Origin of the sequence: Acidipila sp. EB88 (genome assembly GCF_003858395.1) — a bacterium.
Lineage (GTDB): Bacteria > Acidobacteriota > Terriglobia > Terriglobales > Acidobacteriaceae > EB88.
The window spans coordinates 1,403,479-1,418,288 of the sequence record NZ_QWEV01000005.1; the positions used below are offsets into that span (position 1 = coordinate 1,403,479).

The 14,810-nt window shown below is 64.1% G+C and carries 9 protein-coding genes and 1 pseudogene; 3 read left to right on the top strand and 7 right to left on the bottom strand.

The genetic code is table 11. The features are described from left to right. Positions 1-2 precede the first annotated feature (2 nt). Complete coding sequence (locus D1Y84_RS06705; protein ID WP_233581205.1) at positions 3-1,334, top strand: Nramp family divalent metal transporter; 1,332 nt, start codon at positions 3-5, stop codon at positions 1,332-1,334. 23 nt (positions 1,335-1,357) lie between these two features. Here D1Y84_RS06705 and D1Y84_RS06710 read toward each other — a convergent pair whose 3' ends face one another. Continuing rightward, positions 1,358-2,716 (bottom strand): glycoside hydrolase family 18 protein, encoded by a 1,359-nt coding sequence (locus D1Y84_RS06710; RefSeq protein ID WP_124847830.1) that lies wholly within the window; start codon positions 2,714-2,716, stop codon positions 1,358-1,360. Positions 2,717-3,025: 309 nt separating this feature from the next. Here D1Y84_RS06710 and D1Y84_RS06715 point away from each other — a divergent pair, with 309 nt between their 5' ends. Further along, a complete protein-coding gene (locus D1Y84_RS06715) occupies positions 3,026-5,944 on the top strand; it encodes an aconitate hydratase (protein WP_124847831.1) in 2,919 nt (972 codons plus the stop codon). Positions 5,945-6,069: 125 nt separating this feature from the next. On the opposite strand, the gene D1Y84_RS06720 is transcribed toward D1Y84_RS06715, so the two are convergent. The 3 genes and pseudogenes from D1Y84_RS06720 to D1Y84_RS18885 form a co-directional block, all read right to left on the bottom strand. After that, positions 6,070-7,296 carry an endo-1,4-beta-xylanase gene (locus tag D1Y84_RS06720; protein ID WP_233581206.1) on the bottom strand — a complete coding sequence of 409 codons (1,227 nt, stop codon included), beginning with the start codon at positions 7,294-7,296 and terminating at the stop codon, positions 6,070-6,072. A 134-nt stretch (positions 7,297-7,430) separates the two neighbouring features. Continuing rightward, positions 7,431-7,889 (bottom strand): FMN-dependent NADH-azoreductase, encoded by a 459-nt coding sequence (locus tag D1Y84_RS06725; protein ID WP_199726370.1) that lies wholly within the window; start codon positions 7,887-7,889, stop codon positions 7,431-7,433. A gap of 26 nt (positions 7,890-7,915) precedes the next feature. Continuing rightward, positions 7,916-8,050 (bottom strand): annotated as a pseudogene (locus tag D1Y84_RS18885) (NAD(P)H-dependent oxidoreductase); the annotation flags it as partial. A 440-nt stretch (positions 8,051-8,490) separates the two neighbouring features. On the opposite strand from D1Y84_RS18885, the gene bamA reads away from it, so the two are divergent. Beyond that, positions 8,491-11,316, top strand: a complete 2,826-nt coding sequence (bamA, locus tag D1Y84_RS06730; RefSeq protein ID WP_124847832.1) for an outer membrane protein assembly factor BamA — start codon at positions 8,491-8,493, stop codon at positions 11,314-11,316. Positions 11,317-11,407: 91 nt separating this feature from the next. On the opposite strand, the gene D1Y84_RS06735 is transcribed toward bamA, so the two are convergent. The 3 genes from D1Y84_RS06735 to D1Y84_RS06745 form a co-directional block, all read right to left on the bottom strand. Beyond that, complete coding sequence (locus D1Y84_RS06735; RefSeq protein WP_124847833.1) at positions 11,408-11,665, bottom strand: hypothetical protein; 258 nt, start codon at positions 11,663-11,665, stop codon at positions 11,408-11,410. An 86-nt stretch (positions 11,666-11,751) separates the two neighbouring features. Beyond that, positions 11,752-12,783, bottom strand: coding sequence for an adenosine deaminase (gene add, locus D1Y84_RS06740; protein ID WP_124847834.1), 1,032 nt, complete (start codon positions 12,781-12,783; stop codon positions 11,752-11,754). Between the two features lie 36 nt (positions 12,784-12,819). Continuing rightward, entirely contained in the window at positions 12,820-14,760 is a 1,941-nt protein-coding gene (locus tag D1Y84_RS06745; RefSeq protein ID WP_158615356.1) for a glycoside hydrolase family 2 protein, read from the bottom strand. Between the last annotated feature and the right edge of the window lie 50 nt (positions 14,761-14,810).

Here is a 14,810-nt window from a genome sequence, read left to right on the forward strand (position 1 = left end):
TAGTGGATACTGAAGGGGTGCCGGACACCCCCATCGCAGCTGTGGACTTGAGCCGACCCGGGCGCCGCCCGCTCAAGCAGCTGCTGCTGCACATGGGGCCGGCGTTTGTGGCGAGCATCGCCTACATCGACCCGGGGAACTTCGCGACCAACTTCACCGCGGGCGCGCAGTTCGGCAACCAGCTGCTCTGGGTGCTGCTGTGGTCGAACGCCATGGCGATCCTGATCCAGTACCTGTCGGCCAAGCTTGGAATTGCCACCGGCCGCACACTGCCCCAGAGCTGCCGCGATCACTTCTCGCGGCGCACGGCGGTCCTGCTCTGGCTCACAGCTGAAATCTCCGCCCTGGCGACGGACCTGGCCGAGTTCCTGGGAGCAGCGCTGGGCTTCTACCTGCTGTTTGGCCCATGGTTCCTGATGCACGGCTGGGATCGCCGCGAAACGCTGCTGCTGGCGGCGCTGGTCTCGACCGTGCTGGTGTTTGCGCTGCTGGCGCTTGAGCTGCGCGGGTTCCGCAAGCTCGAGGTCGCGATCATCGCCTTTGTGGCGCTGATCGGGCTTTGCTACGGGGCAGAGCTGGCGCTGGTGCATCCGCTCTGGAGCGATGTGGCCCATCACATCCTGGTTCCCCAGGTAGCGCGCCTCAGCATCTACGCCGCGGTCAGCATGCTGGGAGCCACGGTGATGCCGCACGTGGTGTACCTCCACTCGGCGCTGGTGCAGCCCAGGGTCCAGCAGGAGACGGCCCTTGCCGCCACGCCGCAGGAGGATCTGCGCATCCGCCGGCACCTGCTCCGCTACGAGAAGATCGACATCCTGATCGCGATGAACGGCGCCTGGCTCGTGAACTCCGCCATGGTGATCGTTGCGGCGGCCGCGTTCGCCGGCAACCGCGCGGCGAGCGACATGACGATCGAGGACGCGCACCGCACGCTGGGCCCGCTGCTGGGGCAGGCCTCCGCAACCATCTTTGCCGTGGCCCTTTTGTGCTCGGGCCTCAGCTCCTCGACCGTAGGCACCATGGCCGGGCAGGTGGTGCTGGAGGGGTTTCTCCACGTCCGCTTTTCGATCTTTCTGCGACGCCTGCTTACGTTGATCCCGGCCATCCTGGTCATTGCGAGCGGGCTCGATGCGTTGCGAATCCTGGTGCTGTCGCAGGTGGTGCTGTCGTTCGCGCTGCCATTCGCGCTGATCCCGCTGCTGCTGCTGACCGGTCGCGCCTCCGTAATGCAGGGGTTCGCAAACAGCAGGCTGACCCAGCGCGCCGGCTGGGCCATCACCGCCGTGATCATCGCGCTCAATGGCATGCTCCTCTGGCAGATCGCGACAACATGAACCCAGCGAACGCTGCCACGCTCTTACCGGGCAGCGCTCTGTGCGTCCGGCGCGGTCGCCTGGCTGACCACGGGGTGAGCCGCAGCGCCGCCGTGCGCAAGCGCCCGGGCCATCGCCTTGAGCATGGCGCCATCCGCGGTGTCGCCACTTAACTCCCAGATCATCATGCCGCCCAGCGCGTGTTCCCGGCTGTAGCCGGCCTTGGCAGCCGCCGAGGCCGGGTCGTCAAAGGTCCAGAAGTCCTTGCCGTCGTAGCTCCACGGCGCCTGCGAATGCGGATCGCGGAACGGCGTTGCCACCCCGGGAAGCGCGGCGATCTTCCAGTACGGAGAATCATCATGGTCGGGCTTACCGGTCATGCCCAGGCCATGCTGCGCGCCGGCGTCCGTAACCCCTGACCAGTGATAGCCGTAGAACGGGATACCCATCAGCAGCTTGGCCGGCGGAACGCCCGCGGTCTCATAGTCGGTGACCGTGCCATCAATGGTGCCGCTCTCCTGCTGCTGCCCTGGGATGGGATAAAGCGGTGCAATGATGCCAGTCAGCTTCTGCCAGGGGCCGTTGTAGTCATAGTTCATCAGGCCCACCTGGTCGACCGAACGCGCCACCAGCGGCCAGTCCACCCCCGGGTAGCGCCGCAGCCCGGCGCCTACGGCAATCGTCAGCATCGGACGGGTGTGTGTCGCTGCCCCGTACAGGTCGAGCTGCCGCCGAAACTCCACCATCAACGCGGTAAAGTTGGCGCCGTCGCTCATGCCGCCCGCGCCCGGCCCGTTCGGGTACTCCCAGTCCACGTCAATGCCGTTGAACAGCCCGGGCGCCCGGAGGCCGAAGCCCAGGTTGCCGCGCAGAAACACATCCACGCAAGAGGCCACAAAGGCTTCGCGTTTCGCCGGCTGCGCCGCGTCGGCAAATGCCGAGGCCTTGCCTTCAATGGAGATCAGCAGGCGCGTGCGCGGGTAGCGCTGCCGCAGCTCCTGCAACTGGTGAAAAGCACCGCGCAGCACCGGGGCAGACGAGCCCGAAACGCCTGGTGCGGACGGGCCCGAGGCAGGTGCGCCAGGGGCGGCGCCCGGCTGCGCAGGCGTATCCAGCGCCGGCACGATCGGGTCCGCTGTTCCGTCCACGCTGTTGGCGGCGTCGTAGCGGTGGTTCAGGTCTGTTTCCGGATTGGCCACCACGCAGCGCCCATCGTTGATAAAGGCCTGCGAGTAGTTGATCTGGGTCAGCAGCTTCATCGATCCGCTGGTTACCAGCTGCTTTGCCGCCCACGGTGGATCATTGGTCTCGCCCCATTGCGGCAGGTAGCCAACCAGGGCGGGCTGCTGGGCAAGGGCGGGGCTGGCAAGGAACAGGAAAAGCAGCGCGCGCAGGTTGATCATCTAGCCTCATAGACGAGTCGCGGCCCAACGCGGATGCATCGCGTGGGTCAGAACGCCGCACTCCCGTGCATGCGCCGGCACCCTGAATCACCCCGGGCGCCCCGGCACGGCAAACCACGTCGCCGCACGCTAAAATAGTGGCCACATGTTCCCTGCGTCGCCTTCCACACTCCCGTGTGAGCTCCCACGCACGCCGCTCCTGAAGCGGTTCCGCCATGGTCATCGCGATCGCGGCCCCGGCGCACGCTGACACCTGCTTTCCGTGTTTCTCTGCTTTTCCCTTCTTTTCGCCACAAGGACATACGACCTATGAGCACCGCTATCGGCACCAATACGAACAGCATCGCGACCAGCAACAGCTTCCATGCGCGGGGCAGCTTTCTCTCCGGCGGCAGCACCTACCAGATCTTCCGGCTCGCCGCGCTTGCCGAGCGCGGCGTCAACCTCCAGCGCCTGCCCTACTCGCTGCGCATCCTGCTTGAGAACCTCCTGCGCCTGGAAGACGGCGTCAGCGTCAAGGTCGACGACATCCGCTTCCTGGCGAACTGGGATCCCGCGGCCGAGCCTTCGCGCGAGATCGCCTTTATGCCGGCGCGGGTGCTGATGCAGGACTTCACCGGCGTTCCCGCCATCGTCGATCTTGCCGCCATGCGAGACGCAATGAAGGTGCTGGGCGGCGACCCGGAAAAGATCAACCCGCTGCAGCCGGCAGAGCTGGTCATCGATCACTCGGTGCAGGTCGACGAGTTCGGTACCTCCGGCGCATACAACATCAACTCGCTGCTGGAAGTGCAGCGCAACCGTGAACGCTATGCCTTTCTGAAGTGGGGCCAGCACGCGTTCCGCAACTTCAGCGCAGTGCCGCCGGGCATGGGCATCTGTCACCAGGTCAACCTTGAGTACCTGGCCCGCGGCGTGTTCACAACCGAGATTGACGGCGAGCAGTATGCCTACCCCGACACGCTGGTCGGCACCGACTCGCACACCACGATGATCAACGGGCTGGGTGTGCTGGGCTGGGGTGTCGGCGGCATCGAGGCCGAGGCCGCCATGCTGGGTCAGCCGGTGTCGATGCTGGTGCCGCAGGTCGTCGGCTTCCGCTTCACCGGCAGGCTGCGTGAAGGCGCCACTGCGACTGACCTGGTGCTGACCGTCACCGAGAAGCTGCGCAAGCATGGCGTCGTCTCCAAGTTTGTCGAGTTCTACGGACCGGGGCTTTCGGAGCTGTCCCTCGCCGACCGCGCCACCATCGCCAACATGGCGCCGGAGTACGGCGCCACCTGCGGCATCTTCCCCGTGGACCAGGAGACACTGCGCTACCTCCGGCTTACCGGCCGGCCAGAGGCACAGGTCGAACTGGTCGAGGCGTACTACAAGGAGCAGGGCCTGTTCCACACCGCGGACACGCCGGAAGCCGAGTACACCTCGAAGCTCGAGCTGGACCTTGCGACCGTGCAGCCAAGTGTTGCCGGTCCTAAGCGTCCACAGGATCGCGTGCTGCTGGGCGACACTGCGGCAGATTTCCTGAAGCAGTTGCCGTCGCTGTTCGGCCCGAAGGCCGGGCAGTTCGGTGAGCGGCAAGGGCAGCGCTGGGAGGGTGAAGGCGGCCACACTTCGGCCAATGGCGACGTGGAAAGCACGGTTGGCTCGCGTGAACCCGGCACCCCGGCAGCCGCACCACTGGCGACCATCTCCGCAGGCAATGGGAGCGCGGACATGGTGCTGGGCGGCGCGGCCCCGGCATACAGCAACTCGGTCAAGGAGCGTTTCGGCATCGACCCGGACCAGTACCTCGCGCACGGCTCCATCGTGATCGCCGCGATCACCTCCTGCACCAACACCAGCAATCCCTCGGTGATGATCGCCGCCGGGCTGCTGGCGAAAAAAGCGGTGGAGCGTGGCCTGACCATGCCCCCTTGGGTCAAGACTTCGCTCGCCCCGGGCTCCCGCGTAGTCACCGACTACTACCAGCGCGCCGGACTGCTGCCGTACCTCGAGAAGCTGCGGTTTCACGTGATCGGCTACGGCTGCACCACGTGCATCGGCAACTCGGGCGCTCTGCCCTCCGATGTTTCAGAGTCGATCGACGAGCACGGGCTCGTCGCCGTGTCGGTGCTGAGCGGCAATCGCAACTTTGAAGGCCGCATCAACTCGGACGTCCGCGCCAACTACCTGATGTCCCCGCCGTTGGTCGTGGCGTATGCGCTGGCCGGCAGCATCCAGCGCAACCTCGAGACCGAGCCTCTGGGCCGCGGCAAGGATGGGCAGGACGTGTACCTGCGCGACATCTGGCCGACCCAGGCCGAGATTGCCGAGGTCGTCAGCGGATCGCTCACCAGCGACTCCTTCCGCAAGGAGTACGCGACCGTCACCGCTGGCGACGAAAACTGGCAACGCCTGCAGTTCGCAGAGGGCGATGTGTACGGGTGGGAGCCGGACTCGACCTACATCCGGCGCGCTCCCTATTTCGACGGCATGCCCGCAACGCCGGCCCCGGTCAAGGATATCCATGGTGCGCGCGTGCTGGCGGTGCTGGGCGACTCGGTCACGACCGACCACATCTCGCCCGCAGGCGCGATCAAGCACAACAGCCCCGCAGGGCTCTACCTCACGGAGCACGGGGTCAAGACGGCGGACTTCAACTCCTACGGATCGCGTCGCGGCAACCACGAGGTGATGGTGCGCGGCACCTTTGCCAACGTTCGTTTGCGCAACAAGCTGGCACCGGGAACTGAAGGCGGCGTCACCCGCCTGCTGCCCGAGGGCGCGCCGATGAGCATCTTTGAGGCCGCCGAGGAGTACGCCCGGCGCGAGGTGCCGCTGATCATCCTGGCCGGTAAGGAGTATGGCTCGGGTTCGTCTCGCGACTGGGCAGCCAAGGGGCCCAAGCTGCTCGGCGTGCGCGCCGTGATCGCCGAAAGCTACGAGCGCATCCACCGCTCCAACCTGATTGGCATGGGCATCCTGCCGCTCGAGTTCGCGGGCGGCGACTCCGCAGCATCGCTGGAACTCACTGGCGAAGAAGTGTTCGACTTCCCAGGACTCAGGATGCTGCTGGACAACAAGCTGGAAGCAGGGCACATCCTGATCGTGCGCGCCACTGCCCCCGACGGCCAGGAGAAGCACTTCCGGGTCAGGGTGCGTATTGATACGCCGGGCGAGATCCTCTACTACCAGCACGGCGGCATCCTGCAGTACGTGCTGCGCCAACTGGCCGGCGTCGCGTAGCTGGATCGCGAAAAACAACGAAGCCACGGCCCAGGAGCCGTGGCTTCGTTGTTTTCAGGCAGGGGCAAAGCAAACCGCCTGCGCGGCTGGCGGTCCCTTCGGGACGGGTGTACCCGAAAGTGAAACTAGGCTTTGCGCGATCCCAGTGCGGCGCGGAGCGCGAAGAACGCCGGGTGCGGCTGGTAGTTGTTGTCGAACGGCAGGCACACCTCTTCGCGGTCCGGATGCTTCGGGCGCCATTTGCTGCCGTCCTTGCCCTTGCTGTTGAGCCACGAGTACCGGTCCGCCACGCCCCAGCACAGCACGTCTGTCACGGCCGGGCTGCTCAGCATGCTGCCCACGTAGCTGCCGTAGATGCCGGCGACGCTCTTTTCCCTGTCCGCTCCGTCGTCACCTTCCAGGCTGTCGTCGTTCACGTCGAGCTCGGTGATGAACACCTTCATGCCGAGGGCGCGCGTCTGCGCCACCAGTGCAGCAAGGCCGCCATCGATTTTGGAAGCTGAACCAGCCGAGAGGTGCGACTGCACGCCCAGCGCATCGATGGGCACTCCGCCCTGCTTCAGCCGGGTGATCAACCCCATCACGGCCTGCCGCTTGGCGCCCTGCGCGGCCCCGTCGGTCTCGATGTCGTAGTCGTTGTACGTGAGCAGCGCCGCCGGGTCGACCGAGCGGGCCGTACGGAACGCAATCTCGAGGTAGCGCGGCCCGAGCAGCCGGTACCAGGGACTGTCGCGCAGCCCCTCGGGCTTCCCGTCTTCGGGCTTGATCGCCTCGTTCACCACGTCCCAGGCGCGGATCTTGCCTTTGTACCGCGTCATCACCGTCTTGATGTGCTGCACGAGGTATTGCTCGGCGTTCTGCTTGTTGACTGTTGCGGCAAACCAGGGCGGCAGTTGCTCATGCCAGCACAGGTTGTGCCCGCGGACCGCCATGCCGTGTTCCTCGGCAAAGGCCACGAAGCGGTCGGCATCGTCGAAGAAGAACTGGTCAGGCGCAGGCCGCATGGGAGCCCACTTCATGGCGTTCTCGGCCACCACGATGTTGCACTGGTCGATCAGCGTTTGCCGGTAGCCGGGCTCCCTGGTGAGCAGCCCCAGGTTGACCGCAGCGCCAACAAACAGGCCGCGGGCCGCTGCGTGCGCTTTGAGCGAAGCGTCACCTGTAAACGAGGCCGTTGGCTCCGGCTGCCCCGGCGCTGCGCTCTGGGCCCATCTCGAGGCCTCGGCTGTCCCAGTTGCTCCTGCTGCGTGCAGCCAGCCCGGCACCGCCTGCAAGGCCGCAAGCCCGGCACCACCCAGCATTAGCTTTCTCCCAAAGGTGCGACGTGTGTCCTTTGCTTTTGTGTTCTCCACGTAAGCCTGCTCCTGCCTCGGCGCGCCCGCTTAGAGAAGCTAAGGGTGTTCGCGCCTGCAAGCAAACTACAACAGCACACAGCACAAAGGGCGACCGAGTGGCCGCCCTCTGGGGTTACGCACCTTGACCGCAACTAGACCGCTGCCGCAACCTCGGCATACAGGGGCTGCAGGAAGTCCGATTCCTGCACCTTGCCCTGCGCCAGGGCAGTAGTGCCGCCCGCCAAAAGCACCTTGGTATCGGTGATGCCGATAAAGCCAAAGATCGCCTTGAGATACGGGGTCCCCTGGTTGTAGCCTTCCGCCGGGCTGCCGGGCGTGTAGACGCCGCCGCTGGCGAGGATGAAAGTGGCCTTACGGTCCTTCACAAGACCCGCATAGCCCTGCTCGCCAATCGAGAAGGTCTTGCCATGGCGCACGATGTGATCGATCCAGGCCTTCACGTTGGCGGGTACCGCAAAGTTATACAAGGGCGTCGCCAGCACAATCTCGTTCGCCTCGAGCAGTTCCGCGATGAAGTTGTCGGAAACCTGGAGCGCTGCCTTCTGCTCGGGGTGTGCTGCTCGGGTGGCGCGTAGGCTCCGCCAATCCACTGCAGGTCCACAAACGGCAGATCCGTCTTGACTAAATCGCGGTAGATGACCTTGCCGCCGGGGTTCTTGCTCTGCCACTCCTCGGCGAAGGTCTTGCTGAGCTTGCGTGAGATGGAATGTTCCCCGCGGGGGCTGGCATCGATGTGCAGAAGTGTAGGCATAGTTCTCCTTGAGGCGGTTGGTCAGGCATGGATCGTTGAAGTACGAGTGATCACGCGCGTTCTCTGGTTTGGATGGCGCGGGGCTCCGGAGGATGCGTAAATATCCTGCGCAGCTCCAATCTGGGCCTGCGAGTCTGCGCAAGGGCAGCCCAAGGCTGTACCCTTACTGGGAACCTAGTCTTTGGACTGGTTCTGGAGCGATTCGCGTTGGTTTGTGAAGCGAAGGCTACGCGGCAGGGCAGCGTGACAGGCAATGGACGTGGGCGTTGCTCCCCCGATGCGCGTATGCCTCAAGGTTGGGAACTGTTGCCTGCGTCTTCTATAATCAGCTTTCGCTCAAGCTTGCTCTGATTTTTGCTGTAGCCGAGGGTGTGCCTATCTTTCCCGAAATCTGTGGGAGTCAAACTCCCCGAAGCCTCACCCGCCGGCCTGCGCGTACGATGCGTAGCCTGCGATTCATCGCTTTGCTGCTTCTCTGCTCTTCCGTCCTGCCGGGCACTGCGCCCGTCGCGTCGGCACAAGGGAACATCATCTCCAGTATTCGGGTCATCGGCAACCGCCGGATCCCGAAGGAAACCGTGCTGGCGCGGCTGTTTTCGCGCGAGAACGAGAACTACGACCCGGCTACGGTCGAACGCGATTTCAACTCGCTGTGGAACACCGGCTACTTTGAAGATGTCCGTATCGAGCGGGAAGACACACCCAAGGGTGTGGTCCTCGATATTTATGTCCATGAAAAACCGACGATCCGCGAGATCAACTACAAGGGCCTGAACTCGATCACGCAGTCCGACATCCTGGACGCGTACAAGAAGGCCAAGGTCTCTCTCGCGCAGGAGTCACAGTTCGATCAGACGCATATCGCGCAGGCGATCACGGTGATCAAGGAGCTTGAGTCCGAGCACGGCCACCAGTTCGCCAGCGTGCGCGAAGACGTCAAGGTCATTCCGCCGTCGAGCGTGCAGCTCAACTTCACGATCAAGGAAGGCCCCAAGGTCAAGGTCGGCAACATCACCTTTACCGGCAACGAGAAGGTGCCTTCCCGCATTCTGCGCGCCTCGATGAAGAACCTGAAGCCGATCGGTGTGCCGCACTCCATCGTGCTCGAGAACCTGTTCGCCAAGACCTACGACGCGACCAAGCTCGAAGAAGACACCGAGCGGGTACGCCAGGCCTATCGCGATCGCGGCTACTTCCGCGCCAACACTGCCGACCCGGACACCCACATCCGCAACGAAGGCGGGCTGTCACTGTTCACCTTCCGTCCCAAGGACGGCAAGCGCATGGACATCCACATCCCCGTGGAAGAAGGCGGACGCTACCGCTTCACCGGCATCACCTTCAGCGGCTCCAAGATCAACATCAACACCAAGGCCCTGCGCGCCCAGTTCCAGATGAAGGACGGCGACTGGTTCGACGCCACTGCCTTCGGCAAGGGCCTCAAGAACCTGAACCAGGCCTACAACGGACTCGGCTACATCAACTTCTCGCCGGTACCGACGCCCAAGTACGACGACGTGAACCACACGCTGTCCTTCAACATCGATCTCGATGAAGGCAAGCAGTTCAAGGTTTCGCGCATCGAGTTCACCGGCAACAAGATCACGCGCGACTTCGTGATCCGCCGCGAGATCCTGCTCGAAGAAGGCCAGGTCTACAACTCCAAGCTGTGGGAAGCCGGTTTGCAGCGGCTCAACCAGCTCGAGTACTTCGACCCGCTCAAGGTTGATCAGGATACCGAAACCCACCAGAACGCCGAAGCCGGCACCGTCGACCTGCTGCTCAAGGTGCATGAAAAGGGCAAGAACTCGATCGGTCTCAACGGCGGCGTTTCCGGCCTTTCCGGCTCGTTCCTTGGCCTCAACTACCAGACCAACAACTTCCTCGGACTCGGCGAAACGCTCTCCGTGCAGGCCAGCCAGGGCAACCTGGCTCGCAACCTGAGCCTCGGCTTCAACGAGCCTTACGTGCGCAACAAGCCGATCGATGTGGGCTTCCAGCTCTTCTCGAACAAGACCGACTACAACTCCAACAAGGCCTACAACGTCACCGGACTGGGCGCCAACGCCGCGGCGGCCACCAACTCGCTGCAGCAGAACTACAACCAGTCCTCCACCGGCTTCTCGCTGTCCGCCAGCTACCCGCTGCGCCGCTCGTTCAAGCGCGTCGGCCTGACCTACTCGTGGGATCGTTCGGCGGTGACCGCGTTCTCCGGTGCTTCGCAGAACCTGTTCCAGACCCTGGCCTTCCGCTCCGGCATCCAGGGACAGAACGCGCTGACCGGCATCATCACCAGCAAGGCATCGTTCTCGTACTCCTACAATCACCTCGACTCGAACTTCGCTCCGCGCTCCGGCTCCTCGCTGCAGGGCCTGTTCCAGATCGCCGGTCTGTACGGCAACGTCCGCTACATCCTGCCCACGGTGGAGTACAAGTCATGGCACCCCATGCGTGGCTACCACATCGATCCGCAGGGCCGGAATGCCCTGGGCATCCGCCTGCAGGCTTCGTATGTACAGGGTATCTCCGGTGACGTCGCGCCGCCATTCCAGCGCTTCTACACCGGTGGTGAGAGCGATCTGCGCGGCTTCGACATCCGCTCGGGCACCCCGTACGGCTTTATCCCGACCCGCGTGCTGTTCAACCTGAACAACCCGGACGGCACCTGCGTGACCCGCCAGCCGGGCGCTCCCCAGACCGGCCAGTGCGTCCAGGTACCGCTACCTGTCTACGGCATCGCCTCCGCCGGCGGCGATACCTCGCTCGTCAACAACATCGAGTACCGCATCCCGCTGGTCGGTCGCACCGCGGCGCTCGAGCTCTTCAACGACTTCGGCATCAACGTGGCTCTGAACAAGAACCAGCTGCGCCAGAGTCCTGAAGGCATCGCCACGCTCGACTCGCCCCTGTACGGCTGCCGTACGTATGTCAACGGCTCCTGCCAGGGCGGCGTGCAGATCCCGTTCGACAACAATGTACGTCCGATCTATGGGACGAACTTTGTGCCCCGCGACTCCATCGGCGCGCAGATCTCGGTGCTGCTGCCGATCGTGAACGCACCGTTCCGTATCTACTACGCCTACAATCCCCTGCGTCTCGACAAGAGCGTCGCGAGCGAGAGCACCCAGCTCATCACCCGCGAACTGTTCCCGCAGGGTTCTGCAGGCGACTTCACCTACGCGCAGGCCGTCCAGCTTTACGGCGCCCTGTACCAGCTGCGCGAGCCGGCCAAGACCTTCCGGCTCACGGTGGGCACGACTTTCTAACAGAAGCAGGCACACAAAAAGGCTGGGCGAGAGCCCAGCCTTTTCTTTGCGTATGTATTTGCTGTGACGCCGGCGTTCCTACCGCGGCAGCTTACACGCCCATGCCGAATTCGGAGTACGTGATCGGGTCGCCGGCATTGGAGAAAAAGTCAGACGGGGTACGGCGGCGGAACTTGTACCGGACGCGAAGCTCGCGGCCGATGTAAAGCCCGAGGGTCACGGCGCCGAGCATCACGGTGGCCAGGCCAACAGCCCGCAGGGGCGAAAACGTCGTGTCCTCCAGGTCATCCGGAGTGTCGAACTCGGCGAATGCACCAGCCTCAGGTTTGAAGAATTTGAGCGGATCCATGCCCCTGATGATAGCGCAGAGCCCTCATTCGTTGCCTGCAATCCCGACTGGGCGCTTGTTGCCGGGCCGGATTGGGCACACCAAGGTCATACAACCTGTTCGAGTGCCTGCAGCCATGCCACCTTACGTTCGGGCGGCAAAAAGCTGGCTTCGAGCGAGTTGGACGCAAGCTCCCGCAGCTGCTCACGAGTGAAGTCGAATTGCTGCGCTGCCAGACGGTACTCGTCTTCCAGGTCGCTCCCGAACAGTGCCGGGTCATCGGAGTTGATCGTCACCATCAGCCCCGCGTCGAAGTACGATCGCACCGGGTGCTCGGCAAGCGAGGCGCAGGAGGCGGTGCGCACGTTCGAGGTGATGCAGATCTCGAGCGGGATCTGTCGCTCCGCGAGCACGGCCATCAGGTCTGCGTCCTCGATTGCCGTGAGCGCGTGCCCGATCCGCTCGGCTCCGATGTTGATCGCGCCCCAGATGCCGCCCGGCCCGACAGTTTCACCGGCATGTGCAGTGAGCCGCAGCCCGGCCGCGCGCGCTTCTTCGTACAGCTCGCGAAATGGCTCGGCGCCGGTGCGACGTTCATCCCCACCGATGCCGATGCCGATGATGCTTGGAAATTCATGCCGCATCTCCGCCGCCTTGCGAAAGACTCGCGCTGCTTCTTCCGGGCCGAAGTGGCGCACAGCGTCAAAGATCCAGAAGCAGGTGATGCCCCACTGCTGCTCTGCGGCGATCCGGGCGCGCTCCATCCCGGCAAACAGCGGCTCAAAGCTCGTGCGCCGCCAGTAATACACCACCCCCACCGAGACATACACCTCGGCATGCACCACGCCCTGTGCATGCAGGCGCTCCAGCATGCGCAGCGAGGCGAGCTCGTAGTCCTCTGCGCTGTGCAGCTGTTCGGTGATCGCCTTGAACGCCAGGAGGAAGCCGGAAAAGTCAGTGTAGCGGTAAAGCGCGCGCGCCTCGTCCAGCGTGAGCACCGGCAGCTTCGCAGCCCCGGGTCTGGCGATGCGACGCTCGCTGAGCTCAACCAGTGTCTCCGGAGAGATGGCGCCTTCAAGATGCAGGTGAAGCTCAGCCTTGGGCAGCCTGCGCAGATACATGGAAAGATCGGTTGCCATTGTCTCGCTTCAGCATACGCGCGGCTGCCGGCTGCATTAGTGCGCAGTCATCTGCGCAGGCGTCTTGGCGTACTGCCGCCTGACCACCTCGAACGCTGCCTTATGCTCGCCAGACAGGCTGACCAGCCCCTTCCGGTTATAGCCGTCCTGGATGCCCGGGAGCAGGCGCGTCGGTGAACGGAAGTCCATCAGTACCCAGGGCGTGGTGCCACGCACAAAAGGCATCTTGTCGATCATTTCAAATTGTTTCTCGAACAGGTGGGCCTGGAACTCCTCGGTGAAGCGATCGCGCACGTCGCCGTGCATACCTGTCTTGGCACCCGCGCCAAACTCGCTCACAATGACCGGTTTGCCTGAAGGATCGGACCAGCGATACGACGGTGCATCGTCCGACTTGCCTGTGTACCAGCCGATGTACTCGTTGTACCCGAGCACGTCGAGGTACGGCACCAGCGGATCGTCCAGCGTGGCGGTGGAGTTTCCCTCGGCATCCTTGTGGAACGGCGTGACCATGGCCGATGTGATCAGGCGGGTGGGGTCTTCGGCACGGGCCTGGTCAATCAACTTATGAATGAACTCCGTACGATCAGGCGATGGCGGCGTCTCGTTCGACATGGACCAGAGCGCGATCGAAGCACGGTTGCCATCTCGGAGGATCTGCTCATGCAGCTGTGATTTCGCGCTGGCCAGCGCCTCGGGGCTGGTCCAGTCGATAGACCAGTACACCGGAATCTCGGACCAGACCAGCAGACCTGCACGGTCAGCCTCGCGCAGAAAAGCATCCGGGTAGGGGTAGTGCGCCATGCGCACGAAATTGCAGCCCAGTGCGCGTGCGTAGCCCAGCGTAAGCCGGGCATCCGCCTCGGACCACGCACGCCCACTCTTGCTCTCCGGGTACGCGGCATAGCTGCGCGGCGCTTCGGCGTGCATGTTCACACCCTTGAGGTAGATCGGCTTGCCATTGAGCAGGATCTCGCCGCCGCGGACCTCCACGGTGCGGAAGCCGATGGTGTCGGCAAGCTGATCCGAGCCGACCTGCCACTCCACCCGGTACAGGCGTGCATGCTCCGGGGACCAGCGCTCCAGCCCTTTGGGTTCGAAGCTGAAGTGTGCGATGCCCTGCGCATCGGTCTTGGCGTTCACATCCACGTGCAGTTCCGGCAGGCGCAGGTGCACCGGCGTGCCGGTTGCAACGCCTTCCACGTGCGCACGACCGCTGACGTGATCCCCTGCGCCACGCTCGAGCCACAGGCGATCCTCGTCGATAAAGCCAGCAGCCGGAACCTCCACGATCGAGACCTCGCCGGTCAGACCGCCGTAGTTCCACCAGTCGGTCTTGGTGGTCGGCACCCGCTCGCGTTTGCGCACGTTATCGACCGCAACCACGATGGAGTTGTCCCCATCCTTGAGCGCCGCCGTGGCGTCGCAGTCGAAGGAGGTAAACGCTCCCTGGTGCTCGCAGACATTCTTCCCGTTCACGGTAACGTTGGCGCGATAGCTCGCCGCGCCGAAGTGCAGAAAAGAGCGCATACCGGCCGCAGGATGGTACGTGAAGTTCCGCTGGTACCAGACCAGGCCTTCGTAGTACAGCAGCTCCGCTCGCTGGCTGTTCCAGTCACCGGGCACCGCCAGTTCGGGCTCGTCGGGCCAGTTGTATTCCTGGACCGGGCCGCGCGGATCGAAGTGCTTGTCGGCAACAAATCCGTTCGGAGAGGGCGCTGACGGCTCATCCGGCCAGCCTCCCCAGCCATTGCGGTAGGGATCTGGAATGAAATGCCAAGGGCCATTCAGGCTGGTGGCGTGGCGCTGCGTGGCCGACACCAGCACCGTCGGCTGTTCTATGGGCATGGGGGACGCGGCAGGGCTCTGCGCCCGCAGGCCCGGAGCCGCGGTGAAAAGCGGCGCCAGCAAGAGCGCCGCGTACAGGTGCAGGGAGGGAGCTGAAAACAGGCGACGTGTCGAGCAGAACCTACGCATGCCCGCCATCTTAGCGCGCACGCTCCTCCGCGCGCGATCCAAGGCAGAGC

Bases quoted from the DNA above. Each gene is read 5' to 3' on its own strand.
- D1Y84_RS06710 (WP_124847830.1), bottom strand. From the start codon at position 2,716: ATGATCAACCTGCGCGCGCTGCTTTTCCTGTTCCTTGCCAGCCCCGCC.
- bamA (WP_124847832.1), top strand. From the start codon at position 8,491: ATGCGTAGCCTGCGATTCATCGCTTTGCTGCTTCTCTGCTCTTCCGTC.
- D1Y84_RS06745 (WP_158615356.1), bottom strand. From the start codon at position 14,760: ATGCGTAGGTTCTGCTCGACACGTCGCCTGTTTTCAGCTCCCTCCCTG.
- add (WP_124847834.1), bottom strand. From the start codon at position 12,783: ATGGCAACCGATCTTTCCATGTATCTGCGCAGGCTGCCCAAGGCTGAG.
- D1Y84_RS06735 (WP_124847833.1), bottom strand. From the start codon at position 11,665: ATGGATCCGCTCAAATTCTTCAAACCTGAGGCTGGTGCATTCGCCGAG.
- D1Y84_RS06715 (WP_124847831.1), top strand. From the start codon at position 3,026: ATGAGCACCGCTATCGGCACCAATACGAACAGCATCGCGACCAGCAAC.